Source organism: Streptomyces sp. NPDC005483 (assembly GCF_040606035.1).
GTDB lineage: Bacteria > Actinomycetota > Actinomycetes > Streptomycetales > Streptomycetaceae > Streptomyces.
The window spans coordinates 475281-501422 of record NZ_JBEXEA010000004.1 but is presented as its reverse complement, the minus strand read 5'-3'; the positions used below and the strand labels follow the sequence as shown (position 1 = coordinate 501422).

The window sequence follows — 26142 nt, the reverse complement described above, 5'->3', positions numbered from 1 at the left end:
TGTCCCTACAGCCCCGCGCCCCTCCGACGGAAAAGTCACCGTCACATGATCGGGTCGGGCTCTCTCGCCAGGTCCGCCGCGCCCACCAGACCCGCCTTGTTGCCCAGCCGGGCCGCGATGACGTCGGCCACCGGGCGCCAGTTGCCGCCCACCAGCCAGCGCTTGTAGGACTTGCGGATCGGGTCCAGGACCAGTTCGCCCTCGTCGGAGAGGCCGCCGCCGACGATGAAGGCGGAGGGGTCGAAGAGGGAGGCCAGGTCGGCGAGGCCCGCACCGGCCCAGCGGGCGAGTTCGCGGTACGAGTCGACGGCGACCGGGTCGCCCTGACGGGCGGCCATGGAGATGTGCTTGCCCTCGATGCCGTCGGGGCTGCCGTCGCCGAGACCGAGGAGGATCTCGGCGTTCTCCGGGGTGGCGTTGGCGCGCTGCTTGGCGTACCTCACGAGGGCGCGGCCCGAGGCGTACTGCTCCCAGCAGCCCTGCGAGCCGCAGCCGCACAGCAGCCCGTCCGGGACCATGCGGATGTGGCCGAACTCGGCCGCCACGCCGAAGTGGCCGCGGCGCAGCTTGTTGCCGATGATGATGCCGCCGCCGAGGCCGGTGCCGAGCGTGATGCAGATGACGTTGCGGTGGCCCTTGCCCGCGCCGAACTTGTACTCGCCCCACGCGGCCGCGTTGGCGTCGTTCTCCACGACGACCGGAAGGCCGACACGGGTCTCGACCTTCTCCTTCAACGGCTCGTTGCGCCAGTGGATGTTCGGGGCGAAGTAGACCTCCGAGCGCTGGCGGTTGACGTATCCGGCCGCACCGATGCCCACGCCCACGATCTCGTGCCCGGCGCGCGCGCCCTCCACCGCCGAGGCGATCGCGTCCACGATGCCTTCGGCCGTGCCCGGGGTCGGCACCTTGTAGGTCGAGAGGATGTTGCCTTCCTCATCGACCACGCCGGCCGCGATCTTCGTGCCGCCGATGTCGACGCCGATGGTGAGTCCCATGAATCCCTCAGTTTCGGTCGAGCCCCGCTACGGCCAACCGTACCCGAGGCCCTGCCGTCAGCGGGTTTCAGTCCAGATCGATGCGCTCGGGACCGGGGTCCTCACCCTTGTCGCGCAGGGTGTCGTCACGCCGGCTCCAGCGCTGTTCCTGCGCCTGGACCGCGGAGCGGTACGCGGCGAGGAGTTCGCCACCGGCGGCGGCGAGGTGGTCGAAGACGTCCGGGTTGCGCTCGATGACCGGCTCGACCGCGGCCTTGGCCTGCTGGACGACCTGCTGGGCGGCGGGTCCGGCGATGCCCCCGAGGAGCGGGGACTGGAGTCCGGACAGCTTCTCGGCGACGTTGTCGACGAGCTTGCGCAGCTCCTCGGCGGCCGAGCCCGGGGGCGGGCCGTACTGGGTGCGGCGGCGGGCCTTCTCCGCCGCGAGGTCCTCCGCGACCGCCGTCGCCCATGCGTCGGCGTCGGTCGCCCGTACCTCGTCCACGGCGTCCACGGGCTCGCGGTCCGCGGCGTCGGACGGGGGGAGCTCTTCGCTCATGACGACCTCCTGACTACGGTTCGTCTCTACGACGTTACCCGAATGGGCGTACGTGGTTCACGGGGTGCGCGGCCACAGATCCGGGTCCGGCGCGAACCGGATCCGCAGCTCGCCCTCGCGCAGGGCGGCCCCGGCGACGGTGCAGCGGCGCAGGGCGGAGGGCAGCGGGACGATCCGGCGGAACTGCCCCGCGCTGACGACGAGTTCGTCGCCGCGCCGGATCAGGTCCAGCTCGTCGCGGACGGCGCCGGGCAGCGGGATGTGCCACACCAGCACGCCGTCGTCGGCGAGGTGGTCGACCACGGGCCACCCGACGGTGGAGGTCGTGTGGTTGACCTCGGGGACGGTGAGCGCGCCGAGGTCGTCGCTGCCGCGCGGGTCGTGGCCGAGACGCGGGACGGCATGGACGTCGTACGACTCCTGCCACTCGTCCAGGGCCTTGCGCTGCTGGGCGACGAATCCCGCCGGCCAGTCCTCCGGCACGACGCGGTTGGCGACCAGGATGTCCGGGCGCAGGCCGCGCAGGGCGAGGGCGAGGCTCGCGGCCCGTACGGCGTCGGTGCCGGCCGGGCCGGGTTCGGCGACGAGTCGCACCACGGCCTGTCGGTCGGCGAGGACGGCCTGGACGGCGCCGAGTTCCGTGTCCCAGCGGGCAGCGGTGTCATACAGCCACTCCGAGGGCATGGGGACGCCGGCGAGCCGTCCGAGCACGGGGCGCAGGCCGGAGGCCGCCTGGCGCTCGGCGGGGAGGAGCCGGCGCAGGTAACGGCGCAGCTCCTCGGGGAGGGAGAGAAGGGCGAGGGCCTGCGGGGTGGGCGGCAGATCCACGACGAGCAGCTCGTGCCGCTCGGAGAGGGCCGCGTCCCGCAGGGCCCTCAGAAGGGTGAGTTCCTCGGCGCCGGGGAGGGGGGTGACCTCCTCGGGGTCCAGGCGGGAGGCGCCGAGCAGGTCGAGCACGTGGGAGGCACGGTCCTGGAAGCCGGCGAGATCGTCCCGGAAACCGGCGGCGGCGTCGGGGCGCCAGGCGGTGAGGGTGGGGGTGACCTGGGTGGGGGTGGGGCCCGTCGTCGCGCCGAGGACCGTACCCAGGGTGTCTGTCCGGTCGGCGCTCAGCACCAGGGTGCGGGTGCCCTCGCGGGCGGCGGCGAGCGCGGTGGCGGCGGCGACGGTCGTACGACCGCTGCCGCCGGGGCCGGTGATCAGGATGGTGCGCATAGGGGTGAACCGTAACGGACGCCGAGGATGTGCCTCGCTGTGCCGTCTTGCGGCTGCGGGTGCGTCGTGGCTGGTCGCGCAGTTCCCCGCGCCCCTGGGTGGGTGCAGTGCAGGCTCCTCGAGCTGTACCCACCTGTTTGGGGCCGCGGGGAACTGCGCGACCAGCCCCACCGGCCCGCAGCCGACAGCGAACGGGCGAACCCCTACTGCTCCGACTCGACCCGCTTCTTCAGCCCCGCCAGCGCCCGGTCGATGATGACCTTCTCCGCCTTGCGCTTGATCATGCCGAGCATCGGGATCTTGACGTCGACCGTCAGCAGGTACGTGACCTCCGTCGCCCCCGCTCCCGCGGGCTTCAGCACATACGAGCCGTCCAGCTGCCGCAGCATCTGGGACTTGACCAGCGTCCAGGAGACCTCGTTCTCGCCGGTCCACGTGTAGCCGAGGACCTGGTCGTCCTTGATGGCGCCCGCGTCCATGACCAGCCGGACCTGCTCGGCGCGGCCGGACGGGTCCGTCGAGAGCACCTCCGCCTGCTTCACCTCACCCGTCCAGTCCGGGTAGCGGGCGAAGTCGGCGATCACGGCCATGACGTCGGCCGGCGCAGCTTCGATCGTGATGCTCGAACTGGTGTGTTCCGCCATCGCCGTGGCTCCTCCAGATAATCCGGTGAGGAAGGGGTGGTACGCACGTCTGTGCAGCGTGAAGGCTACCGCGCGGACGGACTCACCATTCCAGCGCCCACGGCTTCCCGGTTCCAGCGAAGTGCCCGACGTTCACGCACTCGGTCGCCCCGATCCGCATCCGCCGGGCCAGGGGCTGGTGGACATGGCCGAACAGCGAGTAGCGGGGCCGGGTGCGGCGGATCGCGGCCAGCAGCGCCCGGCTCCCCCGCTCGAACCGCCGCGCCACCGTGTCGTAGACCAGCTCCGGTACCTCCGGCGGGATGTGGGTGCACAGCACGTCCACCTCGCCGACCGCCTCGATCTTCGCCGCGTACTCCTCGTCGCTGATCTCGTACGGCGTCCGCATGGGGGTTCTGAGACCGCCGCCGACGAAGCCGAACGTCCAGCCGCCGATCTCCACCCGTTCGCCGTCGAGCACGGTCGTCCCCGGTCCGGCGTACTCGGGCCACAGAGACGGCATGTCGACATTGCCGTAGGTCGCGTACGTCGGTGTCGGGAACGCGGCGAACATCTCGGCGTACTGCTTGCGTACGGCCTTCTCGATCACGGAGGCTCGCTCGGCGCCGATGCCGCCCCACAGCCGGGCCCCGAGTTCCCGCGCCTCCTCGAAGCGGCGGGCGGTGCGCAGTTCCACGATCAGGTCGGCGTTCTCCGTCCCGAACAGGTCGGGGAAGATGCCGCGCGAGTGGTCGGCGTAGTCCAGGAACAGCACCAGGTCGCCGAGACAGATCAGGGCGTCGGCACCCTCGCCGGCTCTGGCCAGGTCACGGGCGTTGCCGTGCACATCGCTGACCACGTGTACGCGTGTCTTCCGGTTTCCGGCCGGTGTGGGTGCCATGGCGATCAAGAGTAAGGCTGTGCGGCATACGTGAACAGTGCCGCCCGGGCCTGCGGTTACTGGCCAGTCAGTCAGCAGGTGGACTACTGTGCCGAAGAACCCCAATCCGTGTGACGCAGCGAACATCTCGCCGGGACCCCCTGTCGAAGAAGCCATACCGGCGGGTAACGTCCGGGCAGTCCAGTCGTGCTCAGCATTCAATTACTGAATCCCTGAGCACCTGCCCGAGCCTTGGACCGACCGTCGCATCACACAACGTCGTGGCGCCGGCGCCCTATGAGGAGCAGCAGTCTTGCGCGAGTTCAGCCTTCCGGCTTTGTACGAGGTCCCTGCGGACGGCAATCTCACCGACATCGTCCGGAGAAACGCCGCGCAGCATCCCGACGTCGCCGTCATCGCCCGCAAGGTGGGCGGCCAGTGGCAGGACGTCACGGCCACGGCCTTCCTCGCCGAGGTGCACGCCGCCGCCAAGGGGCTCATCGCCTCCGGCGTCCAGCCGGGCGACCGGGTCGGCCTGATGTCCCGTACCCGCTACGAGTGGACGCTGCTCGACTTCGCGATCTGGAGCGCCGGCGCGATCACCGTGCCGGTGTACGAGACCAGTTCGCCGGAGCAGATCCAGTGGATCCTCTCCGACTCGGGCGCGACCGCCTGTGTCGTGGAGCTGGACGCTCACAGCGCGGCCGTCGAGTCGGTGCGCGAGCACCTGCCGGCGCTCAAGCACGTCTGGCAGATCGAGGGCGGCGGGGTCGAGGAGCTGGGCCGCGCGGGCAAGGACATCAGCGACGCGGCGGTCGAGGAGCGCAGCTCGCTGGCGAAGGCCGACGACCCCGCGACCATCGTGTACACGAGTGGCACCACCGGCCGGCCCAAGGGCTGTGTGCTCACTCACCGCAGCTTCTTCGCGGAGTGCGGCAACATCGTGGAGCGGCTGCGCCCGCTGTTCCGCACCGGGGAGTGCTCGGTCCTGCTCTTCCTGCCGCTGGCGCACGTCTTCGGCCGGCTCGTGCAGATCGCGCCGATGATGGCGCCGATCAAGCTGGGCATGGTCCCGGACATCAAGCAGCTCACCGACGAACTGGCGTCCTTCCGGCCGACGCTGATCCTCGGCGTCCCGCGCGTCTTCGAGAAGGTCTACAACTCGGCGCGTGCCAAGGCGCAGGCGGACGGCAAGGGCAAGATCTTCGACAAGGCCGCCGACACGGCGATCGCCTACAGCAAGGCGCTGGACACCCCGTCGGGCCCGTCGCTCGGTCTGAAGATCAAGTACAAGACCTTCGACAAGCTGGTCTACAGCAAGCTGCGGGCCGTCCTGGGCGGTCGCGGCGAGTACGCCATCTCCGGCGGCGCCCCGCTCGGCGAGCGCCTGGGTCACTTCTTCCGCGGTATCGGCTTCACGGTCCTGGAGGGCTACGGCCTGACCGAGTCGTGTGCCGCGACCGCCTTCAACCCCTGGGACCGCACGAAGATCGGCACGGTCGGGCAGCCGCTGCCGGGCTCGGTGATCCGGATCGCGGACGACGGCGAGGTGCTGCTGCACGGCGAGCACCTGTTCCAGGGCTACTGGAACAACGAGGCCGCGACCGCCGAGGCGCTCACCGACGGCTGGTTCCACACCGGTGACATCGGCACCCTGGACGAGGACGGCTACCTCAGGATCACCGGCCGCAAGAAGGAGATCATCGTCACCGCGGGCGGCAAGAACGTCGCCCCGGCCGTGATCGAGGACCGTATCCGGGCGCACGCGCTGGTCGCGGAGTGCATGGTGGTGGGCGACGGGCGGCCGTTCGTGGGCGCGCTGGTCACCATCGACGAGGAGTTCCTGGGCCGTTGGGCCGAGGAGCACGGCAAGCCGGCGGGTTCCACCGCGGCGTCGCTGGCCGGGGACGCGGACCTGAACGCGGCGATCCAGGCCGCGATCGACGACGGCAACGCCGCGGTGTCGAAGGCGGAATCGGTGCGGAAGTTCCGCATTCTGTCCTCCCAGTTCACGGAGGAGACGGGCCACCTCACGCCGTCGCTGAAGCTCAAGCGCAATGTGGTGGCGAAGGACTACGCGGCCGAGATCGAGGCGATCTACGCGAAGTAGTACGCCTCCTGACGGAACGTCATGGCGCGGTGTCCTCCACCAGGACCCGCGCCATCGTCCGTTCGGCGAGCGCGGTGATGGTGACGAACGGGTTCACCCCGATGTTGCCGGGGATGAGCGAGCCGTCGGTGACGTACAGCTTCGAATAGCCCTTCACCCGGCCGTAGTTGTCGGTGGCCTTGCCCAACACGCAGCCACCGAGCGGGTGGTAGGTGAAGTCGTCGGCGAAGACCCTGCTGGGGGAGCCGAACAGGTCGTACCGGTAGATGGTCGAGTTGGCGGAGTTGATCCGGTCGAAGAGCTTCTTGGCCATGCCGGAGGAGACCGAGCTCTGCGCGGCGCTCCAGTCGAGTGCCAACCCCCCGCTGCCGTAGGAGAACCTGGCGCGCTGCGGGTTCTTCGTGATCGCCAGGTACAGGCTGACCCAGTGCTCCAGTCCCGTGGGTAAAGGCGCGATCTCGGCGAACACGGGGTTGTCGGTGTTGCCCCAGTCGTCGATGCCCATGACCGGCATGGTCGACTGGTTGGCACCGACGGTGTCCCACAGGTGGTTGGCCCGGCCGAGCATCACGTTGCCGTTGGGGCCCCAGCCGGACCCGACGCTCGCGTCCAGCGCCGGGAGGGTGCCCGACTGCCGTGACCTGAGCAGGAGTTCGCTCGTGCCGAGGCTGCCGCCGCCGAGGAACAGGTAGGTGCAGCCGTACTGCTTGGTCTCGACGACCGCGCCGGTGTAGTCGATGCGGTCGGCGGTCAGCGTCCAGGTTCCGTCGCTCGCCCGGCTGATCCCGGTGACCTTCTCCAGGGTGTGGATGGTGACGTTGCCGGTGCCGAGCGCGGAGGCGAGGTAGGACTTGTCGAGGCTCTTCTTGCCGTAGTTGTTGCCGTAGATGACCTCCTGGCCGAGGGCGGACTTGGTGGCGGTACCGGCGGCCTCGCGTTGCATGTAGCCGAAGTCGTAGACGCTGGGCACGAAGGTGGTCTGCAGGCCGGTGTTGGTGGCGTGCTTCCGGGAGACCCGGGTGAACTGGTACCACTCGGTCGACTCGAACCAGGCCGGGTCGATCGTGTTGACGCCGAGCATGGCGCGGGCGCGCGGGAAGTACGTGCCGTACATCTCGGCGGCGTCGACGGTCGGGAACTGCTCGGCGAAATAGGACTGGCGGGGGGTGACCGCCATCGAGCCGTTGACCAGGGAGCCGCCGCCGACCCCGCGGCCCACGAAGACGGACATGTTGTTGAAGTGCACCCGGTCCAGGACGCCGGGGTAGGGGCTGACGTCCTTGTTGACGACGTCCAGCCACAGGAAGGTGGCCAGCGGCGCTTCGGTGCGGCTGCGGAACCACATGGAGCGCTGGTCGGGGTTGGCGGTGTTGCAGAAGACCTTTCCGTCGGGGCCCGCGGTGTTCCAGAGCCGGCCCATCTCGAGGACCAGGGTGCGGATGCCGGCCTGACCGAGACGGAGGGCGGCGACCGAGGCGCCGTAGCCGGAGCCGACGACGATGGCGGGCGCGGACTCGACCGCGGCGGGCTCGTCCGCGTGGGCCGACTGGAGCCCGACGCGGGTGAAGCCGAGAGTGGCCGCCGTCTGGAGGGCGGCCATACCAAGGATCTGACGTCTAGTCAGCTGACGCTGCATCAGTTTTGCTGTCATGCGCGCAGCATCGGCGGATTATCGGCCTCCGGCTAGAGCAACGTCCTCAACTTCTCAGCCAACAAATCCCAGCGCCACTTCTCCTCGACCCACTCCCGTCCCCGCTCCCCCATGCGTCTCCGCAGTTCCGCGTCGCCGAGCAGGGCGGTGATCCGTTCGGCGGTCTCCTCGGGGGAGCCGCCGCGCACGACCCAGCCGGTCTCACCGTCGAGCACGGCGTCGGGGGCGCCCCCGGAGTCACCCGCGACCACCGGGAGTCCGGTCGCGGAGGCCTCCAGATAGACGATCCCGAGCCCCTCGACGTCGAGGCCGCCCCGGCGGGTCCGGCAGGGCATCGCGAAGACGTCCCCGGCGCCATAGTGGGCGGGCAGCTCGGCCCAGGGCACCGCGCCGGTGAAGCGGACGGAGCCGGCGACCCCGGTCTCGTGAGCGAGCCTGCGCAGGTCCCTCTCGTACGGCCCGCCGCCGACGATCAGCAGAACGGCGTCGGGCTCCGCCGTGAGAATCCGCGGCATGGCGAGGATCAGCGTGTCCTGCCCTTTACGCGGCACGAGCCGGGACACGCACACCACCACCGGCCGGTCGCTCAGCCCCAGCCGCGCCCGCACGGCGTCGCCGCCCGAGCCGGGATGGAAGGTCTTCTCGTCGACCCCCGGCGGCAACTGCACCATCCGCCCGGCGGCCTGGGGCGTCAGCGCGGCGGCGATCCGCGACCGCGTGTACTCCCCGAGGTAGGTGATCGTGTCGGTCGCCTCCCCGATCCGCCCCAACAGCTGACGCGCGGCGGGCAGTTGGGCCCACCCGGCCTCGTGCCCGTGGGTCGTGGCCACCAGCCGCTCCGCCCCGGCCCTCCTGAGCGCCGGGGCCATCAGCCCCAGCGGCGCGGCCGCCCCGAACCACACCGCCGTACAGCCGTGCTCCCGCAGCAGCCCGACCGCCTTCCGGGTGGCGCCGGGCGTCGGCAGCAGCATGGTCGTGGAGGCCCGTACGACGGTGAAGGGCTGCTCGGCGTCGAAGGCGGCGGTCGCCTCGGCGCCCTCCCTCCCCCGCTTCCAGGTGGAGGCGTGGACGACCAGGCGCTCGGGGTCGAGCCGCAGCGCCATGTTGTGCAGGAACGCCTGGATGCCACCCGGGCGGGGCGGGAAGTCGTTCGTCACGATCAGGGTCTTGTGCATCGCGGCCGACCCTACCGAACCGGCTGCTCACAGCCGGGCGCGCCCACGTTTATGGCACCCTCACAGGAGAGCGGGACATCATGTTCCCCTCAAGACCGAATGAGAACGGCAGGGGATCACGTGGAGACGAAGGCCGGGCGGCGATCCCTGACCGGACTGCTGCTGACCTGGGGCGTGACCAGGCTGTTGCTGCTGCTCTGGGTCTACAGGGTGTACGTCTTCCCCGGCCCGGACGTCACCAGTGACGTGTCGGTCATCTACCAGGGCTGGTACGACGTCCTGCGCACCGGAACGTTCCCTCAGGACGACGTGACCTGGCAGTACCCGCCGGCCGCGGCCCTCGCGATCCTCTCCCCCGCACTGCTGCCGTTCCTTGAGTACACGCAGGCCTTCTTCCTCATGGCCTTCGCCGCGGACCTGGTCGTCCTCCTCCTGCTGGTGTACGCGGGCCTGCGTCCCGGGCGGCGGCTGCGGGGGGCCTGGGTGTGGGTGGCGGGCGTACCGCTGCTCGGCCCGACCGTCTACTCCCGCTACGACGTGATGGTGACCGCGGTGGCGGTCGCCGCGGTGCTCGCGGCCGCCCGGCATCCGAAGGTGGCGGGAGCCCTCGTGGGCTTCGGGGCGCTGCTGAAGGTGTGGCCCGCGCTGATCCTGGTCGGGATCCGCAGACGGAGCGTGTGGGCCTCGGCGGCGGTGACGGTCGCGGTGGTGGCCGGCCTGTTCGCGGTGTCGATGCCCGGAGCCTTCGCCTTCCTGACCTTCCAGCGGGAGCGGGGCACCGAGGTGGAGTCGCTGGGCTCCCTGGTCTTCCACATCGCCCGGCACCACGGCTGGGACGGCTCGGTGTCGCTCAACTACGGCTCGGTCGAGTTCCTCGGCCCCTGGGTGACCGCCGTCAGCACGGCCGCGCTCGCGCTGACCGGCATGGCCTTCGGACTGCTGCTGCTGTGGCGGCTGACGGCCACCCGGTTCGAGGCGCACACGGCGGCCGACGCGGCGCTGGTCGCAGTACTGATGTTCACCACCACCAGCCGGGTGATCAGCCCGCAGTACATGGTGTGGCTGGTCGGCCTCGCGGCGGCCTGTCTGTGCTTCCGCGCGAGCCGGATGGGCCTGCCGGCCGTCCTGGTGCTGGTGGCGTGCTTCGTGACGGTCCTGGAGTTCCCGATCTGGTTCGCGGACGTCGTGGGCAGCAGCCCGCGCGGCATCGGCCTCCTCCTCATCCGCAACGGCCTGCTGGTCCTCGCCACGGTCATCGGAATGCGCGAGCTGTGGCGGTCAACGGTCCCGAACCGAACCCCACCGCCCCCCGCCCCGGATCAGGCCACCGCCCCGGCCCGGGAGACATCGCCGTCCTCCTGAACCCGCCCGAGCGCACCGGAAAAGCGCCGGCTGCGGCGCACGACGGCCCCGCACCAGACCCCACCGCCCCCGGGTCAGGCCTCCACCCCAGCTCGGGAACCCTCGGCCTCCTCCTGAACCCGGGCGCCCACCCGCCGGAACAGGAGAAGCACGACCCCGCACTGCAGTGCCATCGCCAGCGCGAGCGCCAGACACACGCCGGGCAGGCCGAGGCCCGTGCAGCCGTACGCCAGTACCAGTTGGACCGCCGTACCGAGCAGCGTCACCTTCAGCAGGGCCGGCGCTCCCCCACTACCCTCGAAGACCCCGCCGAGCCCGATGAAGCAGGCCATCAGCAGCAGGTAGGGCCCGACGCAACGCAGGAACAGCACGCCCTCGTGGGCGACCTCGGGTCCCGCACCGAAGGCGGCCATGACCCAGGGCGCGGTCACGAGAAGCAGCACGGCCGCCGCCAGCCCCACCGCCCCGGACACCAGCGCCGCCTCCCGCCCGACCACCCGCCGCGCGTCCTGCCCGGCGCCCCGTAGATGCGCCGTGTGGATCGAGGCGGCCTGCCGCATGGCGTAAAAGGCCATCGTCGCCACGTACATGGCTTTGTAGGCGATGGAGTACGCGGCCACCGCCGCCACCCCGAGCCGCGCCACGATCGCGACGAGGACGAGGGCGCCGCCCTGGCGGACCGTGAAATCAGCGGCCATGGGCAACCCGGTGGTGAGCACTCGGCGCAGAAGGATCCCGCCACCGACGGAGGACCGCAGCAGCGCGTTCCGGCGCATGGCCGACAACCCCGCCCCGAGGGCCACGCCCCGGCACAGCACGGTCGAGGCGGCGGCGCCCTGGACGCCGTACGCCTGGATCAGGAAGGGATCGCAGACGAGGATCAGCCCGTTCGCGAGGAGCGCGAGCCGCATCGGTGTGCGGGTGTCGCCGGCACCCTTGAGGATGCCGTCGACGAGCTGCTGGGCGAAGAAGACGGCGATGCCGGGCAGGGAGATCGCGAAGTAGGCGGTGGCCAGGGACACGGCCGGGCCGCCGTCGAGCACCAGCCGGGCCAGCGGCTCGCGGAGCAGGAAGCCGCCCACGGCGACCACCGGCGTGACCAGCGCCCACAGCGCCACACCACCGCGTACGGCAGCCCGCATCCCGCCGGGATCCCGTGCGCCCCGGGCGTGCGCCACCAGCACGGTCGTACCGGAGCCGAAGACGAGCGCGACACCGAGCAGCACGTTCTCGGTGTTGGTCGCGACGGCCACCGCGGCAACGGCGGGACCGCCGAGCCGGGAGACCCACACGGTGTTGATGATCCCGGCGGCGACGGAGGCCAGGAAGCCGAGGTAGACGGGGCGGGCGAGCGCGACGAGCTGCTTGCGATGGCTGTTCACGGACAGATCCCCCTCGATACGAGCTACCTCGAATAGAGGTAGCTCGATTAGAGGTAACATGGTGCCACCATCCCCGCAAGGAGGAATGCAGTGCTGGAGCTGTCGATCCTCGGCTTCCTCGCCGAAGAGCCGCTGCACGGCTATGAGCTCAAGGAGCGCATCAAGGCGCTCACCGGCCATGTCCGCCCGGTCAGCGACGGGGCGCTCTATCCGGCGATCACGCGGCTCGTCAGGGCGGGCATGCTCGACGAGCGCGCGGAGCAAGGGGCGAGCGCAGCGCCGCGCCGGACGCTGTCACTCACGGCGCGGGGCCGCGAGGAGCTCCTGGGGCGGTTGCGACACCCCAAGCAGGCCGAGATCAGCGACCAGGTCCGCTTCAACACCGTCCTCGCGTTCCTGCGGCACCTGCCGGACCGGCACGAGCAGGCGGCCGTACTGCGGCGGCGGCTGGAGTTCCTGGAGACGCCGACGAGCTTCTTCTACGACGGCGGCGCACCGGTGCGTGCGGAGGAGGCGGACGACCTGTTCCGGCAGGGCCTGCTGCGGGTGGCGCGGGCGACGGGCCAGGCCGAGCGGGCGTGGCTGGCGGAGGCCATCGAGCAGTTGGATCAGCCGAGCTGATCCCGCAGGTACTCCTGCCACTGGGCGGTGAAGGTCTTCAGGTCGGTGTCGAGCACCTTCGTCATGGCCTCCTCCACCGCCCCCGGCCGCTTCTTGTGCGTGCCCACGGCCCGGTAGAACTCGCGCAACTTCGCCTCACCCCACCGGTCCGCGATCATCCGGCAGGCCATCCAGCCGCCCTCGTAGGACGTCGCGAGCCCGGACGCGCTGCCGCCGAAGCCGAAGTCCGCGTCGGACGGCAGGGCCGCCGGCGTCCGGCCCGCGGCGACGGCCTCCCCGAGCTCCGGCGCGACCTCGGCCGGGGTGCGCCCGGTGTCCCGGTAGCCGACCCAGTCGGCATACCCCTCCGACAGCCACAGCGGTGTCGCGGCGGTGGTGTCGGCGCGGGTGGCGACATGGGTGGTCTCGTGGGTGAGCACGACCTGTCTGCCCAGGGTGCCGAGCAGGCCGTACGCGTCGGGGTTGACGATGATCCGGTCCGCGGGCGCCTGTGCCGGGGCGCCGGTCTCGCCGGTGGTGACGGCCGCGATCCCGCGGTACGAGGAGGCCGGCGAGCCGAGCAGCCCCGCCATCCCCTCCAGGGACTTCGGTACGAGCACGACGACGTGCCGGGACCACCGGGTGCCCCAGGCGTCCGACACGGCGGGCACGGCGTGGTCGGCCAGGTCCGCGAAGGAGTGCAGCCGCTCGCCGGACTGGCCGACGCCGAGAACGATGCTGTGCTTTCCGCGGACGACGGTCACCTCTCCCTGGTCCCACAGCAGCTGCGAGGTCTTTTGGGCGGGCTTCTCACTGACGACGTACCACTGGTCGGCCGCGTCCAGGGAGAGGTCCAAGTTGCGGGCGACGGTGGCGGGGGCCTGGTCGTAGCCCTGGACCTGGTAGCGGAGTTCGGCGTCGGCGGTGGCCGTGGCGCCGGTGCGGTGCACCGCCGTGACCTTGTAGGACCAGGAGGCGAGCGGCACCGCGCTGACGTTCTCGAACCAGCTCGCGGTGCCCGTCTCGGCTATCGCCGCCTTGTCACGGTCGAGGACGGCCGCCGCCCGCCGGTCGAGGACGTGCTGTACGTCGGCCTCGGCGGCGTCGGTGGCCGTCGGCCTGCCGCCGCACGCCACCAGCGAGGTGAGCAGCAGGCACAGCACCACGACACCGTGTTTCGACGCCCGCCTTCGACCAGCCATGTTTCCCGATCGTACGGGTATCGCAGCCGTCGGTCAGGGGCGCGTGACCGTCGCCCCCGGCAGCATGCCCACCGGGTCGTAGCGCACCGCGGCGCCGGGGTACGGGGCGTGCAGGACCTGGCCGTTGCCGACGTACATGCCGACGTGACTGGCGTCGCCCCGGTAGGTGACCAGATCGCCGGGCCGCGCCTGGGAGAGCGGTACCTGGCGGCCGGCGTAGCGCTGGGCCTGCGAGGTGCGCGGGAGGGAGACCCCGGCCTGGGCGTACGACCACTGCATCAGGCCCGAACAGTCGAAGGCGCCCGGCCCGTTGGCGCCCCACACGTACGGCTTGCCGAGCGCGGACTGCGCGGCGGCCACGGCGGCGACCGCCCGGCCCGAGGGCGCCGCCACGCCCGAGAGGTCGGGCATCTCCGAGCGTCCGGAGCGGGAGGCCCGGTCGTAGGCTGCGCGCTCGTCGGACGGCAGGGAGTTGAGCAGCGCACGCGCTCTGGCGAGCTTCTTCTCGACGGTCCGCTTGTGGGACGCGACGGCCTTACGGCTCTTCTCCAGTTCGCCGAGCTTGCGGGCCGCCTCGCTGCGCTCCTGGGCGAGTTCGCGCATGGCCTCCTGGAGGTCCTTGAGCTCGCCCGCCTGACGGGCGTTGATGCGGTCCAGGACGGCCGCCTTGTCGAGGTAGTCGTCCGGGCCGTCGGAGAACAGCAGCGCGAGCGACGGGTCGAGGCCGCCGGAGCGGTACTGGGCGCCCGCCAGTGAACCGAGCTTCTCCCGCATGGAGTTGATGCGCTCCTGCTGCCGGGCGATCGTGTCCTGGGCGGTACTGACCTCCTCGCGCAGCGAGTCGGCGCGGTCGTCGGCCTTGTTGTAGGCCTCGGTGGCCCGCTCGGCCTGCTCGTAGAGGCGGTCCACCTCGGGCTTGGTGTCGGTGGACGGGGCGGCGACGGCCGGTACGGCGCCGAGCGCGGCGGCCGCCGCGGACAGCACGCACAGGGCGGCACCGGCGCCCCGGTTGAACCCGGACGTCTGGACAAGGCGGCGATGGGACCCCACGGAGGCCGCACTCCTTCCACTGGCGGACGAGAACGCGGCAGACAGTAGCCCCGGGAACGGGGCTCGGCCAAAGACCTCAAAGGGTGCACAACGGGACGCCCCGCCTCAGACGCAGGTCATGGGCGGGGCGTGGAGTCAGATGAAGTTGTCGCGATTCGCCCGAACGGGGGGCCGCCGGGTGTCAGATCCGCACGCCGAACTGGAACGGCATGTTGTTGATCGACTCGTAGCGCACGACCGTGCCGGTGCGCGGGGCGTGGATGACCTGGCCGTTGCCCGCGTACAGCGCGACGTGGTGCAGGTCGCCGTAGAAGATGACCAGGTCGCCGACCTTGAGGTCGCTCATGCTGTAGATGCGTGTGCCGGCGTTGGCCTGGGCCTGCGAGGTGCGCGGGATGGTGATGCCGGCCTGGGCGTAGGCCCAGGAGGTCAGGCCCGAGCAGTCGTAGGAGGCGGTGCCGGTGGCGCCGTAGACGTACGGCTTGCCGAGCTGGGTCTGAGCGGCGTTGAAGGCCGCCTGGGCCCGGGCGGAGGACGCGGGGGCGTCCCCGAGGTCCACGCGCTCGCTGGCGGAGCGGCTGGCGCGGGAGTCGGCGGCGGCGAGGGCGGCCTTCTCGGCGGCGGTCAGCGAGTTGAGGAGCTTCTGCGCCTCGGCGAGCTTGCCCTGAACGGCCTTCTTCTGCTTGGCCAGTTCGGTGCGGGTGCTCGCGAGGTCCTGGAGCTTCTCGGTGGCCTCGGCACGGTCCTGGGCCAGCTCGCGCTGCTTCTCCTGGATCTTCTTCAGCGCCTCGACCTGCTGGGAGCTGAGCTGGTCCGCGGTGGACGCCTTGTCCAGGTAGTCGTCCGGGTTCGACGACAGGAAGAGCTGGAGCGAGGAGTCGATGGAGCCGGTGCGGTACTGCGCTGCGGCCGCCATGCCTATGGAGTCCCGCAGTTCGTTCAGGTCGTCCTGGCCGCGGGCCACGTTGTCCTGGATGGTGGAGATCTCCTTCTGGAGCTTCTCCTGCTTCTCCTTGGCGCCGTTGAGCTTCTCAGTGGCCTGCTCGGCCTGCTCGTACAGCGCGTCGACCTTCGCCTTGACCTCGTCCTTGCTCGGCTTCTCGCTCGGCGCGGCATTGGCGGCATTGGCACTGAGGGCCACGGCGGCAGCCGCTGCGGTCGTGAGCACGGTCACGCGCGTACGGCTCGGCTGCTTGGGTCGACGGTGGGACGCCACGGAGGTGAACTCCTTCTTTTGAGTGATCACCCGCTCGGAGGTTCGAGAGCAGACCCTAGTGACCTTCCCGTGATCATTCAAATCCTCAGGAGCAAAATCTCGTCACGCCCTGCATTCTTTGCACATAACTCACATGCAGTGAGGCCAGCTTGACACTACGTTGCGTGACGATACCGCCAATTCGGGCGTTAAACCCCGAACTTCAAGGTTTAGGACAGCCGCTTCAGAAGCACCGCAGAAGCGACCGGCCGAGCTCCCGCCTTGGCGATGCCGTCGGCGACCTCGCGGTCGGTCGAGGCGACGATCACCGGCCGCCCGGGCGGCTCGGCGCGCACCAGCTGGCGGATCAACTCGTCGGCGGTGACGCCCGCCTTGGAGAACAGCACCCGCACCCCGCGCGGCGGCGCGAGCAGCACCGGCGCGGCCAGCTCGGCCCCGTCGAAGACGCAGGTCACCTCCGCCCCGGTCTGCGCGGCAAGCTGGGAGAGCTGCCCGAGGAGCCTGAGACGCTGCTTCTCCAGCGGCATCTGGGGATAGCCGGTCTTGGTCACGTTGTAGCCGTCGACCACCAAGTGCGCCTGGGGCAGGGCGAGAAGCTGGTCCAGGATCGCCGGGTCGTTCTCGGACAGTGCCCGCGCGGCGATGTCCTTCGGGGTCATACGGCCCGGCTCGACCGCGTCCACGGTCTCGGCGGGCCGGACGGAGACCGGCGGCAGGGCCAGTTCCCGGCGCAGCCCCTGGGCCGCCTCCAGAACGGTGTCCAGAAGCAGACGCACGCGCATGTCCTCGACACTGCGCCCCTCCCGTGCCGCTCTGCGCGTGGCCTCCAGAGCGGCCTCCGCCTCCCCGAGGCGGGCCTTCAGGCGGCGGGACTCGCTCTCGGCGGCGGACACCTGGGTCTGGCTCTCGGCGCGCGCGGACTCCATCTCGGCCTGCTGCTTGCGCAGGGCCGCCTCGCCGCGCTTGACGTCACTGAGTGCCGCGCGCAGCTTGCGGTGAAGCGATTCGGCTTCCTTCTTGGCGGACTCCAGCTCGGTGCGCAGCCGCTCGGTCTCGGCGCGCGTCTGGTCACGGGCGGCCGTGAGCTCCTCGCGCAGCCGCTCCAGCTCGGCACGGCTCTCCTCGTCGGCCCGCTCGGCGTCCGCGCGCTGGGCCTCCTCACCGGCCGCGGTGACCAGCTTGACCCAGCCGGTGGGACGCAGGACATAGGCCGCGGCCGCCACGTCGAGCGGCTCCGCGGCCGGAGGCGGGGAACCGGAGTCGAGGGCGCCGCACAGCTCCGGCTGGGCCTCCCTGAACTTCTCCCCGATGCGCTGGCGGAACAGCGGATCGGTCTCCAGCGCGGCCGCCATCGCGTTGCCCGCGAACTTGGCCCGCCGGTTCGGCGCGAAGCGCGCGTACTGTCTCAGCTGTGCGGGCAGTTCGCCGACGGTCAGGCCGCCGAACCCCTCGGAGACGATGTGCACGACCCGGCGCCGGACACCGTCGGGCAGCGGGCGGTCGAGCACCTCGGCGGTGCCGTCGCCCGGCTCCCCGCCTTGTGTCTCCACCATCCGTCACACCCCATCACTGTGCGGGGCCGGCCCTGTCAGGAGCCGGCGCCCGGCCTGTCCACGAGTTCCACCTGGTCCACGGCGTTGCACCAGCGGCACCGCACCGACTCGATGGTCTCACTGACCACCTCGCGCTCCTCGACCTTCGGCTCTCCGGCCAGGTCGAGGTGGACGTACTCGACGACCTTCGACGAGCGGGTCACGTCGAAGCGCGTGAGGTTGCCGCAGAGGGTGCAGCGCCACCGCGTCGAGGCGGTCGGAAGGGGAACCGTCATCGTGGCTGTGCTCTTTCCTACTAGCCATTGTCAGTGACACACCGGCGTCCCGGTGCGTGTGGCTCGTAACCCTACGGCCTGGCGGGTACTCGCCGCTCGGGCGTCCACAGGACCTGTGCGGCGGCGAGGCGCTCTGTTCGGTTGCGTCCCGTTACGTCATGCTCTGTGTTCATGATCCGCAACTGGAAGGTGACGGTCGGTGGAACAAGCAGGGCGCTGAGGGGGCCGGCTCCGGTCACCTACGGCCTGATCGCCCTGTGCTGTCTGGTCTTCGTGATCGGCCCCGCCTCGGGTCTCGATCCGGCCTACGGCTCCGGAGACGCGGCCCTGGCCGCACAGCGCGCCTACTTCCACCGCTGGGGCGTGGTCCCCGCCGAGCTCTTCGAGGGCGCGCCCGGCGCCGCCCTCACCCCGGCCACCGCACTGTTCGTGCACGGCAGTTGGGTGCACCTGCTGGGCAACATGCTCTTCCTGTACGTCTTCGGGGTGATGACCGAGGAACGGATGGGCCGGCTGCAGTTCCTCCTCTTCTACGTCGGCTGCGGCTACCTCGCCCTGCTGGGCTACGCGGCCGCCAACGCGGGCTCCGAGCAGTCCCTGGTCGGTGCCTCCGGGGCGATCTCGGCGGTACTCGGCGCGCTTCTCTTCCTGTTCCCCGGAGCCCGGGTGACCAGTCTCCTGCCGTTCCTCTTCTTCCTGCCGCTGCGCTTCCCCGCCTGGGTCGTCCTCCCCTTCTGGGCGGCGCTGCAGTGGCTCGCGGCGGGCCGGGCCTCCGACGGCCCCGGGGTGGCCTATCTCGCCCACCTGGTGGGCTTCGGCCTGGGCCTCGTCTTCGCCTGGGTGCGTTTCGGCCGTACCACTAGAGTGAAGGCCGCCCCAGCTCCGTCCCCCGAGGGAGAGAACCAGCCGTGATCACCGCGATCGTGCTCATCAAGACCAGCGTGGACCGGATCCCCGAGATCGCGGAGCGGATCGCCGCGCTGGAGTCCGTGAGCGAGGTCTTCTCGGTCACGGGCACGTACGACCTGATCGCCATGGTCCGGGTCAAGCAGCACGAGGACCTCGCCGAGGTCATCCCCGGCAGCATCAGCAAGATCCCGGGCGTCGAGGCGACGGACACCCACGTGGCCTTCCGCACCTACTCCCAGCACGACCTGGAGGCCGCGTTCGCGATCGGCCTCGACAGCTAGGAGACCGGCGTGAGCACGGTGACGCCGTCGGCGGTCGCGACATGGGCACGGCTGCCCCGGACCACCGGGGACTGGGTGCCGACGGACGCCCCGCCCTCGACGCGCTTGTGCCAGGTCTGCCTGCCCGCACGGTTGACGCCGTAGAGGTGAACCGGAAGGACCACACCGTCGATCCGTCGGCCGGGTCCAGGGCGAGGAGTTCGTAGTCGGTCGCGGTGACGCCCGGGCCGCGGAACGGCACGCAAGGTGGGCCCGCCCCGCCGACGGTCTGCGCGGCCCGCCCGGCGCCTGGGCGAGCCACACCTCGCCCATAGGCGCGCCGGACGCCAGTACGTCAGACGGCCGGGACGCAGCGGCCGTCCTCGGTGCGGTACGTCCACTTCGCACCGTCCGCGACCAGTTCCTTCACGGCCTGCACGAACCGCTCCACGTGCTCGTCCGGCGTGCCCGCGCCGAAGCTCACCCGGATCGCGTTGAGGGACTTCTCGCCGGGCGCGGCCTCGGGGGCGCCGCACTCGCCCTGGGACTGCGGGTCGCTGCCGAGGAGGGTGCGGACGAGGGGGTGGGCGCAGAAGAGGCCGTCGCGGACGCCGATGCCGTACTCCGCGGAGAGCGCGGCGGCGAAGTGGGAGCTGTTCCAGCCCTCGACGACGAAGGAGATCACGCCGACGCGGGGGGCCTCGTCGCCGAAGAGGGACAGGACGCGGACCTCGGGGACGTCGGCGAGGCCCTGGCGGACCTTCTCGATCAGGTACTGCTCGCGGGCGACCAGGCTGTCGAAGCCGGCTTCGGTCAGGGCCTTGCAGGCGGAGGCGATGGAGTAGGCGCCGATGACGTTGGGCGAGCCGGCCTCGTGGCGGGCGGCGCTGTCGTGCCACTCCACGTCCACTCCCCCGTCCTCGCGCCGGGTGACCTTGCGGCTGGCGCCGCCGCCCGCGAGGTAGGGGTCGGCGGCCTTGAGCCAGTCGGCGCGGCCGGCCAGGACGCCGGAGCCGAAGGGGGCGTAGAGCTTGTGGCCGGAGAAGGCGATCCAGTCGACGTCGAGGTCACGGACGCTCACCGGGTGGTGCGGAGCCAGCTGGGCGGCGTCCAGGACGATCCGGGCGCCGTGCGCGTGGGCGGCGGCGGCCAGCTCACGGACCGGCCACAGCTCGCCGGTGACGTTGGAGGCGCCGGTGACGCAGACCAGGGCCGGGCCCTGGGGGTCGCGGTCGGCGAGGGCCTTCTCCAGGGTCTCCACGGCCTGCCGCGGGGTGCGCGGGGCGTCGAGGTAGCTGACCTGGGCGTCCTTCCAGGGCAGCAGGCTCGCGTGGTGCTCGGTCTCGAAGACGAAGACCTGGCAGTCGGCGGGGAGGGCGGCGGCCAGGAGGTTGAGCGAGTCGGTGGTCGACCGGGTGAAGACCAGCTGGTCGTCGTCGCGGCAGTCGAGGAACTCGGTGACGGTCCTACGGGCGTTCTCGAACAGGTCGGTCGACAGCTGGGAGAGGTAGCCGGCCCCGCGGTGCACGCTGCCGTAGTAGGGCGCGTACGCCGCCACGTCGTCCCAGACCCGCTGGAGGGCCGGAGCGCTGGCCGCGTAGTCGAGGGCGGCGTAGGTGACCTCGCCGCCGGTGACGAGCGGGACGGTGACATCCCGGCCCAGAACGGGCAGCTGGGCACAAATGGTCTGGGTGGAGGCAGCGGTGGAGACAGACATGGGGGACTCCCGTGAAAAGAGAAAGGGTGATGATGAGATGGGTGCGCGGAGGCGGGGCTCGGCGGCCCTATCGCATTCGCTTGCTCACGGAAGACTCCCTCGAACGACCAGGACCCCTGGTTTCGAGAGGGGCCCGCGCTTGCCGTAGACCTCGCTGCCTACGGCCTGGTCTTCACCCGGGGCACCCCGCCACGGACGGAGGGTTGCCGGACAGTCGGCCGGGGCCTCATGACTGTCACTCATGACCTGGTCAAAGAACGTACGTGAAGTGATCGTCGTCCCGCAACCCGTGTCCGGATCGCGGGACGACTCCCGGTCGCACGCTAGGCGTTGCTCGCGGCCACCCAGCGCTCCAGCGTCCGCTTCGCCGACCCCGAGTCGATCGATTCGGCGGCCTTGTCCATCCCGGCCCTCAACTGCTCGGCCAGCGTCCCGGAACCGGGGTCCAGGGCCACCAGCGCGGCCGCCGAGTTCAGGAGTACGGCCTCCCGGACCGGGCCCCTCTCGCCGTCCAGGAGGTTGCGCGCGACCTCCGCGTTGTACGCCGGGTCACCGCCGCGCAGGGCCTCCACCGGCACCAGGTCGAGGCCCACGTCCCGGGGGTCGAAGCTCTCCTCGGTGACCTTGCCGTCGCGGACGGTCCAGACGTGGGAGGTCGACGTGGTCGTCAGCTCGTCGAGGCCGTCGTCGCCGCGGAAGACGAGCGCGGAGTTGCCGCGCTCGGCGAAGACGCCCGCGACCACCGGGGCCATGCGCGGGTCGGCGACTCCGACCGCCTGGGACCGCACCCGGGCGGGATTGGTCAGCGGGCCGAGGATGTTGAACACCGTGCGGATGCCCAACTGCCCGCGTGCGGCGCCCGCGTGACGCAGCGCCGGATGGAACTTGATCGCGAAGCAGAACGTGATCCCGGCCTCCTCCGCCACCTCGGCCACCCGCTGCGGGGTCAGCTCCAGGTTGACGCCGAGCTTCTCCAGGACGTCGGAGGCGCCGGACGCGGAGGACGCGGCCCGGTTGCCGTGCTTGACGACCGTGGCACCGGCTCCGGCCACGACGATCGCCGACATGGTGGAGATGTTGACGGTCTTGGCGCCGTCGCCGCCGGTGCCGACGATGTCCACCGTCCGCCCGGGTACTCCGATCACGTTGGCGTGCTCGTACATCGCCCGGACGAGGCCGTTGATCTCCTCGACCGTCTCGCCCTTGGCCCTGAGGGCGACCACGAAACCGGCGATCTGCGCGTCGGTCGCCTCGCCCTGCATGATCCGGTCCATCGCCCACGCCGTCGCGTCGGCGCTCTGGTCACGGCCGTACAGCAGGGCGTTCAGTACCTCGGGCCAGGAACGGCCCGCCGCGGTGTCGCCTCCAGCGGGGGTCACAGCGCTCATGGGGCCGCTCCAGATGTCGTAGAAAAGTGTGCCCACACCCTATCCAGCCCGGCGCACGACAAAGGGCCCCCGTCCGGCGTTCGGACGGGACGCAGAAGACCCGGTGGGTCGGACGGAGCCTCCGCCCCGGGCGGCCCGACTCCCGTGGTCGGGCGCGGCCCCGCGCGTTGGGCAGCTCTGTCACGTCGTCCTCGGCCCGACGGGGCGGTGGCGCAACCCCCTCGGGCCGCACGGCTGGACGCACCGGACCTGGTTCGCCCCCTCGCAGACGCGGCAGAAGGAGCCGTCCCGTGCTTCCTCCTCGGCCTCGGGCCGGCGGGCCCTTCACCGCCTCCTCGACCGCACAGCCGCACTCCGGCCGTCGCGGACACGGCAAAGGCTCCCGTCCCGTGGATCGGGCAGGGCCGCCCGGTCCGGTGCGCCCCCCTCGCGGTACGGCAAAGGGCCCGTCCGGTGGGTCGGACGGGCCCTTCTACCGCGCGTGGCGAGCGCAGCGATCAGTGGTGGCCGTGGCCGCTCGTGATCTCCTTGTACTCCTCGACGGTCGGCTTGGCGATCTGGGCTTCCTCGCCGTAGTACGCCTCGCTCAGCTTGGCGCGCAGCTTCTCGGAGCCCTTGACCTTGCGCTCGACGCCGTTCTCGTCGGTCGTCGGGCCGATCTCGGCCGGTCGGTACTGCTCGTGCGCCGTGAGCGTGTGCAGTTGCTCCTGGCTGAGCGGCTCGTGCACCTCGATGAACTCACCGTGCGGCAGGCGCTTGATGATGCCGGACTCGCGGCCGTGCAGCACCTTGTCCTTGTCGCGGCGCTGGAGGCCGAGGCAGATCCGCTTGGTGGCCACGAACGCGAGGACCGGGGCGACGAAGAACGCGACCCGGACGAACCAGGTGATGGCGTTGATCGACAGGTGGAAGTGGGTGGCCCAGAGGTCGTTTCCACCACCGATCAGCAGCACCATGTACCAGGTGATCCACGCGACGCCGAACGCGGTCCGCGTCGGGGCGTTGCGCGGGCGGTCCAGGATGTGGTGCTCGCGCTTGTCGCCGGTGACCCAGGACTCGATGAACGGGTAGACCGCGATCGCGACCAGGACCAGCGGGAAGATCACCAGCGGGATGAACACGCCCAGGACGAGCGTGTGACCCCAGAAGTTGATCTCCCAGCCCGGCATGACACGGATCAGGCCCTCGGAGAAGCCCATGTACCAGTCCGGCTGGGCGCCCGTGGACACCTGGTCGGGACGGTAGGGGCCCATCGACCAGATCGGGTTGATGGAGGCGATCGCCGCGATGGCCGCGATGACACCGAAGACCAGGAAGAAGAAGCCTCCGGCCTTGGCCATGTAGACCGGCAGCAGCGGCATGCCGACGACGTTGTTGTTCGTCTTTCCGGGGCCCGCGAACTGCGTGTGCTTGTGGTAGAAGACCAGGATCAGGTGGCCGACGACCAGGCCGAGCATGATGCCCGGCAGCAGCAGGACGTGGATCGAGTAGAAGCGGGCCACGAAGTCGCCGCCCGGGAACTCGCCGCCGAAGAGGAAGAACGACAGGTACGTGCCGACGATCGGCACGGACAGGATCGCGCCCTCCATGAAGCGGACACCGGTGCCGGAGAGCAGGTCGTCCGGGAGCGAGTAACCGGTGAAGCCGGTGAACATGCCGAGGACGAACAGCAGGAAGCCGAACAGCCAGTTGACCTCACGCGGCTTGCGGAACGCGCCCGTGAAGAACACACGCATCATGTGCACGAACATGCCGGCGAGGAAGATCAGCGCCGCCCAGTGGTGGATCTGCCGGATCAGCAGACCACCGCGCACATCGAAGGAGATGTGCATGGTCGAGTTGAACGCCTCGGACATCATCTGGCCCTGCAGCGGGATGTAGCTGCCGTGGTACTCCACCTCGTTCATCGACGGGTGGAAGAACAACGTCAGGTACACACCCGTGAGGATGATGATGATGAAGCTGTAGAGGCAGACCTCTCCCAACATGAACGACCAGTGGTCGGGGAAGATCTTGCGCATGTTGGACTTGGCCAGGGAGTAGATCCCCAGGCGGCCGTCGGCCCAGTCGGCGACACGTTCGCCGGCCGGTGCCTTCCCGCGTGCGCGGGACTCGGAGGACTCTGTAGTACTCATCCGCGCTCCCAGAATGCAGGACCGACGGGCTCCTCGAAGTCGCCGAGCGCTTCGAGGTAACCCTGGTCGTTCACGCCGATCCGCAGCTGCGGCAGGGCGTGACCGGCGGGGCCGAAGATCACCCGGGCACCGTCGGAGAGGTCGAAGGTGGACTGGTGGCAGGGGCAGAGCACGTGGTGCGTCTGCTGCTCGTACAGGGAGATCGGGCAACCGACGTGGGTGCAGATCTTCGAGTACGCGACGATTCCGTCGTACGACCACTCGAGCTCGCGCTTGTCCTTGATGTTGTCCGGCTGAATGCGGACGATCATCAGGGCGGCCTTGGCGATCTCGGTCTGGAAGTCCTCGTCGTGCTCCTCCAGGCCCTCGGGCATGGCGAAGGTCAGCGAGCCGACCTGGACGTCGGAGGGGCGCAGGGGCTCGTTGGTGTTCATGTTGACGAGCTGGAGGCCCTGGCGCCACATGGTGTGGCGGAGCTTGGTGCCGGGCAGCGGACCGAGGTCGCGCAGCAGCATGACGCCGGAGAGCGGGAACAGGGCCAGCGCGCCGAACATCGTGTTGCGGATCAGCTTGCGCCGGCCGAGCGCCGACTCCTTGGCACCCTGCTTGAAGTCCGCGTGGACCTTCGCACGGACCTCGGGCGACGCCTCGATCGGGTGACGCTCGTCGGCGATCTCCTCGTCGGACATCAGGGTGCGGGCCCAGTGGACCGCGCCCGCGCCGATCGAGAAGAGGGCGAGACCGAGGGTCAGGCCCAGCGCGAAGTTCAGCGCGTTGATGTGCCCGATCGGGAAGACGTAGATCGACTTGTCGTGGGGGATGCCCACGTACGAGGCGATGAACCCGACGGTGGCCAGCATCGACACCGTGAACAGCAGGGCCACCATGCGCTCGGACCGCCTGGCGGCCCGCTCGTCGATGTCCTGCACCCGGTGCTCGTGGGGCGGGAGGCCGGGGTCCGCGAACGGGTCCTTCTCGTCCGCGACGCCTACCGCGCCGTGCGCGTCCTGCTCTGCGGGCAGGTTCTCTTCTGGAATGTCTTGGCTACTCATGACTTCTTGGCCTTTGCGGTCCGAGCGGCGACCCAGACGGCGACTGCGATCAGCGCGCCGAGGCCGAAGATCCAGGCGAACAGGCCTTCGGAGACCGGGCCGAGACCGCCCAGCTCAAGGCCGCCGGGGCTCACGGTGTCGTCGCCGTTGACCGCGTTCAGGTACGCGATGATGTCCTTCTTGTTCTGCTCCGACAGTGTGGTGTCGGGGAACGACGGCATGTTCTGCGGGCCGGTCTGCATGGCCTCGTAGATGTGCTTCGGGGCGACACCCTCGAGGCTGGGCGCGAACTTGCCGTGCGTCAGCGCACCACCCTTGCCGGTGAAATTGTGGCATTGGGTGCAGTTGTCACGGAAGAGCTCGCCGCCCTTGGCGATGTCGGCACCGTCGGGGCCGTACTGCGCCTCGGTCGGGATGCTCGGACCGGACCCCAGCGAGGAGATGTACGCGGCCAGCTGGTCGATCTCGGCCTGCGTGTAGATGACCTTCTTGCGCGGCACCTGCGCGCCCGGCTGCTGGGCCGGCATACGGCCCGTGCCGACCTGGAAGTCGACGGCCGCGGCGCCCACGCCCACCAGGCTCGGACCGTCGGAGGATCCCTGACCGCCGGTGCCGTGGCAGCTGGCGCAGCCTACGGCGAAGAGCTTCTTGCCCTCGTCGATGGCCAGGGACTGGGCGGTTTCATCTGCCTTCGCCTTGCTCGCGGGTGCGAACACGGCGTACAGCCCCCCGGTGCATGCCAGCGCGAGGAGTAGGACGACGAGCGCCGCCAGCGGGTGGCGTCGTCGTGCGGAGAGCTTTTTCACGGATTACCCCGGTGTCAGGATCTTCTGCGTCGATGCTTGCGATGTCGG

Annotated in this window: 24 protein-coding genes and 1 riboswitch; of the genes, 5 read left to right on the top strand and 19 right to left on the bottom strand. The window is 70.5% G+C overall.

All coding sequences use genetic code 11. The annotated features are described in order from the left end of the window. Window positions 1-41: 41 nt before the first annotated feature. The 5 genes from ABZT06_RS11250 to ABZT06_RS11230 form a co-directional block, all read right to left on the bottom strand. Window positions 42-995, bottom strand: coding sequence for an ROK family glucokinase (locus tag ABZT06_RS11250; protein WP_355738226.1), 954 nt, complete (start codon window positions 993-995; stop codon window positions 42-44). A 67-nt stretch (window positions 996-1062) separates the two neighbouring features. Then, the gene (locus tag ABZT06_RS11245) at window positions 1063-1533 is read right to left on the bottom strand and encodes a DUF5304 domain-containing protein (RefSeq protein ID WP_355738224.1); all 471 of its coding nucleotides are present in this window, start codon (window positions 1531-1533) and stop codon (window positions 1063-1065) included. Window positions 1534-1590: 57 nt separating this feature from the next. Continuing rightward, entirely contained in the window at window positions 1591-2748 is a 1158-nt protein-coding gene (locus ABZT06_RS11240) for an ArsA-related P-loop ATPase (RefSeq protein WP_355738222.1), read from the bottom strand. Window positions 2749-2951: 203 nt separating this feature from the next. Continuing rightward, window positions 2952-3392, bottom strand: coding sequence for an SRPBCC family protein (locus ABZT06_RS11235; protein ID WP_355738219.1), 441 nt, complete (start codon window positions 3390-3392; stop codon window positions 2952-2954). A gap of 82 nt (window positions 3393-3474) precedes the next feature. Next, window positions 3475-4230, bottom strand: coding sequence for a metallophosphoesterase (locus ABZT06_RS11230; RefSeq protein WP_355738305.1), 756 nt, complete (start codon window positions 4228-4230; stop codon window positions 3475-3477). A 334-nt stretch (window positions 4231-4564) separates the two neighbouring features. Between ABZT06_RS11230 and ABZT06_RS11225 the strand changes: the two genes are divergently transcribed. Beyond that, complete coding sequence (locus ABZT06_RS11225) at window positions 4565-6361, top strand: AMP-dependent synthetase/ligase (RefSeq protein WP_355738216.1); 1797 nt, start codon at window positions 4565-4567, stop codon at window positions 6359-6361. A gap of 19 nt (window positions 6362-6380) precedes the next feature. Here the strand turns inward: ABZT06_RS11225 and ABZT06_RS11220 are convergent, their stop codons facing one another. Beyond that, window positions 6381-7961: a GMC oxidoreductase gene (locus ABZT06_RS11220; RefSeq protein WP_355738302.1), complete on the bottom strand. Its 1581-nt coding sequence runs from the start codon at window positions 7959-7961 to the stop codon at window positions 6381-6383. 83 nt (window positions 7962-8044) lie between these two features. Continuing rightward, the gene (locus ABZT06_RS11215) at window positions 8045-9187 is read right to left on the bottom strand and encodes a glycosyltransferase family 4 protein (protein WP_355738214.1); all 1143 of its coding nucleotides are present in this window, start codon (window positions 9185-9187) and stop codon (window positions 8045-8047) included. A 120-nt stretch (window positions 9188-9307) separates the two neighbouring features. Here ABZT06_RS11215 and ABZT06_RS11210 point away from each other — a divergent pair, with 120 nt between their 5' ends. Then, on the top strand, window positions 9308-10549 hold the full coding sequence (locus ABZT06_RS11210; RefSeq protein WP_355738211.1) for a glycosyltransferase 87 family protein: 1242 nt from the start codon (window positions 9308-9310) through the stop codon (window positions 10547-10549). A 74-nt stretch (window positions 10550-10623) separates the two neighbouring features. Here the strand turns inward: ABZT06_RS11210 and ABZT06_RS11205 are convergent, their stop codons facing one another. Continuing rightward, complete coding sequence (locus ABZT06_RS11205) at window positions 10624-11931, bottom strand: MATE family efflux transporter (protein ID WP_355738208.1); 1308 nt, start codon at window positions 11929-11931, stop codon at window positions 10624-10626. Window positions 11932-12021: 90 nt separating this feature from the next. On the opposite strand from ABZT06_RS11205, the gene ABZT06_RS11200 reads away from it, so the two are divergent. After that, the gene (locus ABZT06_RS11200) at window positions 12022-12552 is read left to right on the top strand and encodes a PadR family transcriptional regulator (protein ID WP_355738205.1); all 531 of its coding nucleotides are present in this window, start codon (window positions 12022-12024) and stop codon (window positions 12550-12552) included. Here the strand turns inward: ABZT06_RS11200 and ABZT06_RS11195 are convergent. The 5 genes from ABZT06_RS11195 to ABZT06_RS11175 all read right to left on the bottom strand — a co-directional run bounded on the left by ABZT06_RS11195 (window position 12540) and on the right by ABZT06_RS11175 (window position 17827). Next, window positions 12540-13733, bottom strand: a complete 1194-nt coding sequence (locus tag ABZT06_RS11195; RefSeq protein WP_355738202.1) for a hypothetical protein — start codon at window positions 13731-13733, stop codon at window positions 12540-12542. The two genes, ABZT06_RS11200 and ABZT06_RS11195, sit on opposite strands and share 13 nt — an antisense overlap. 33 nt (window positions 13734-13766) lie before the next feature. After that, entirely contained in the window at window positions 13767-14783 is a 1017-nt protein-coding gene (locus ABZT06_RS11190) for an NlpC/P60 family protein (protein WP_355738199.1), read from the bottom strand. Between the two features lie 181 nt (window positions 14784-14964). Further along, window positions 14965-15999: an NlpC/P60 family protein gene (locus ABZT06_RS11185; RefSeq protein ID WP_355738197.1), complete on the bottom strand. Its 1035-nt coding sequence runs from the start codon at window positions 15997-15999 to the stop codon at window positions 14965-14967. Window positions 16000-16208: 209 nt separating this feature from the next. Next, window positions 16209-17552, bottom strand: coding sequence for an NYN domain-containing protein (locus ABZT06_RS11180; RefSeq protein ID WP_355738194.1), 1344 nt, complete (start codon window positions 17550-17552; stop codon window positions 16209-16211). 35 nt (window positions 17553-17587) lie between these two features. After that, window positions 17588-17827 carry a hypothetical protein gene (locus tag ABZT06_RS11175; RefSeq protein WP_037719539.1) on the bottom strand — a complete coding sequence of 80 codons (240 nt, stop codon included), beginning with the start codon at window positions 17825-17827 and terminating at the stop codon, window positions 17588-17590. A 171-nt stretch (window positions 17828-17998) separates the two neighbouring features. Between ABZT06_RS11175 and ABZT06_RS11170 the strand changes: the two genes are divergently transcribed. Both ABZT06_RS11170 and ABZT06_RS11165 read left to right on the top strand, forming a co-directional pair. Beyond that, window positions 17999-18739, top strand: coding sequence for a rhomboid family intramembrane serine protease (locus tag ABZT06_RS11170; RefSeq protein WP_355738191.1), 741 nt, complete (start codon window positions 17999-18001; stop codon window positions 18737-18739). Continuing rightward, a complete protein-coding gene (locus tag ABZT06_RS11165) occupies window positions 18736-19017 on the top strand; it encodes an Lrp/AsnC ligand binding domain-containing protein (protein WP_020137395.1) in 282 nt (93 codons plus the stop codon). Before ABZT06_RS11170 ends, ABZT06_RS11165 begins: the two co-directional genes overlap by 4 nt. Here the strand turns inward: ABZT06_RS11165 and ABZT06_RS11160 are convergent. From ABZT06_RS11160 to ABZT06_RS11135, 6 genes are all read right to left on the bottom strand, one after another. After that, on the bottom strand, window positions 19014-19181 hold the full coding sequence (locus ABZT06_RS11160; protein WP_355738188.1) for a hypothetical protein: 168 nt from the start codon (window positions 19179-19181) through the stop codon (window positions 19014-19016). The two genes, ABZT06_RS11165 and ABZT06_RS11160, sit on opposite strands and share 4 nt — an antisense overlap. Before the next feature lie 170 nt (window positions 19182-19351). Further along, window positions 19352-20713 (bottom strand): aminotransferase class V-fold PLP-dependent enzyme, encoded by a 1362-nt coding sequence (locus tag ABZT06_RS11155; RefSeq protein ID WP_355738185.1) that lies wholly within the window; start codon window positions 20711-20713, stop codon window positions 19352-19354. Between the two features lie 130 nt (window positions 20714-20843). Continuing rightward, window positions 20844-20960, bottom strand: a riboswitch (SAM riboswitch). Between the two features lie 76 nt (window positions 20961-21036). Then, window positions 21037-22101, bottom strand: a complete 1065-nt coding sequence (trpD, locus tag ABZT06_RS11150) for an anthranilate phosphoribosyltransferase (protein WP_355738182.1) — start codon at window positions 22099-22101, stop codon at window positions 21037-21039. Window positions 22102-22598: 497 nt separating this feature from the next. Next, complete coding sequence (locus ABZT06_RS11145; protein WP_355738179.1) at window positions 22599-24236, bottom strand: cytochrome bc complex cytochrome b subunit; 1638 nt, start codon at window positions 24234-24236, stop codon at window positions 22599-22601. Beyond that, window positions 24233-25288 (bottom strand): Rieske 2Fe-2S domain-containing protein, encoded by a 1056-nt coding sequence (locus ABZT06_RS11140; RefSeq protein WP_355738176.1) that lies wholly within the window; start codon window positions 25286-25288, stop codon window positions 24233-24235. The genes ABZT06_RS11145 and ABZT06_RS11140 overlap by 4 nt, the downstream gene beginning before the upstream one ends. Next, on the bottom strand, window positions 25285-26094 hold the full coding sequence (locus ABZT06_RS11135) for a c-type cytochrome (protein WP_355738173.1): 810 nt from the start codon (window positions 26092-26094) through the stop codon (window positions 25285-25287). The genes ABZT06_RS11140 and ABZT06_RS11135 overlap by 4 nt, the downstream gene beginning before the upstream one ends. Window positions 26095-26142 lie beyond the last annotated feature (48 nt).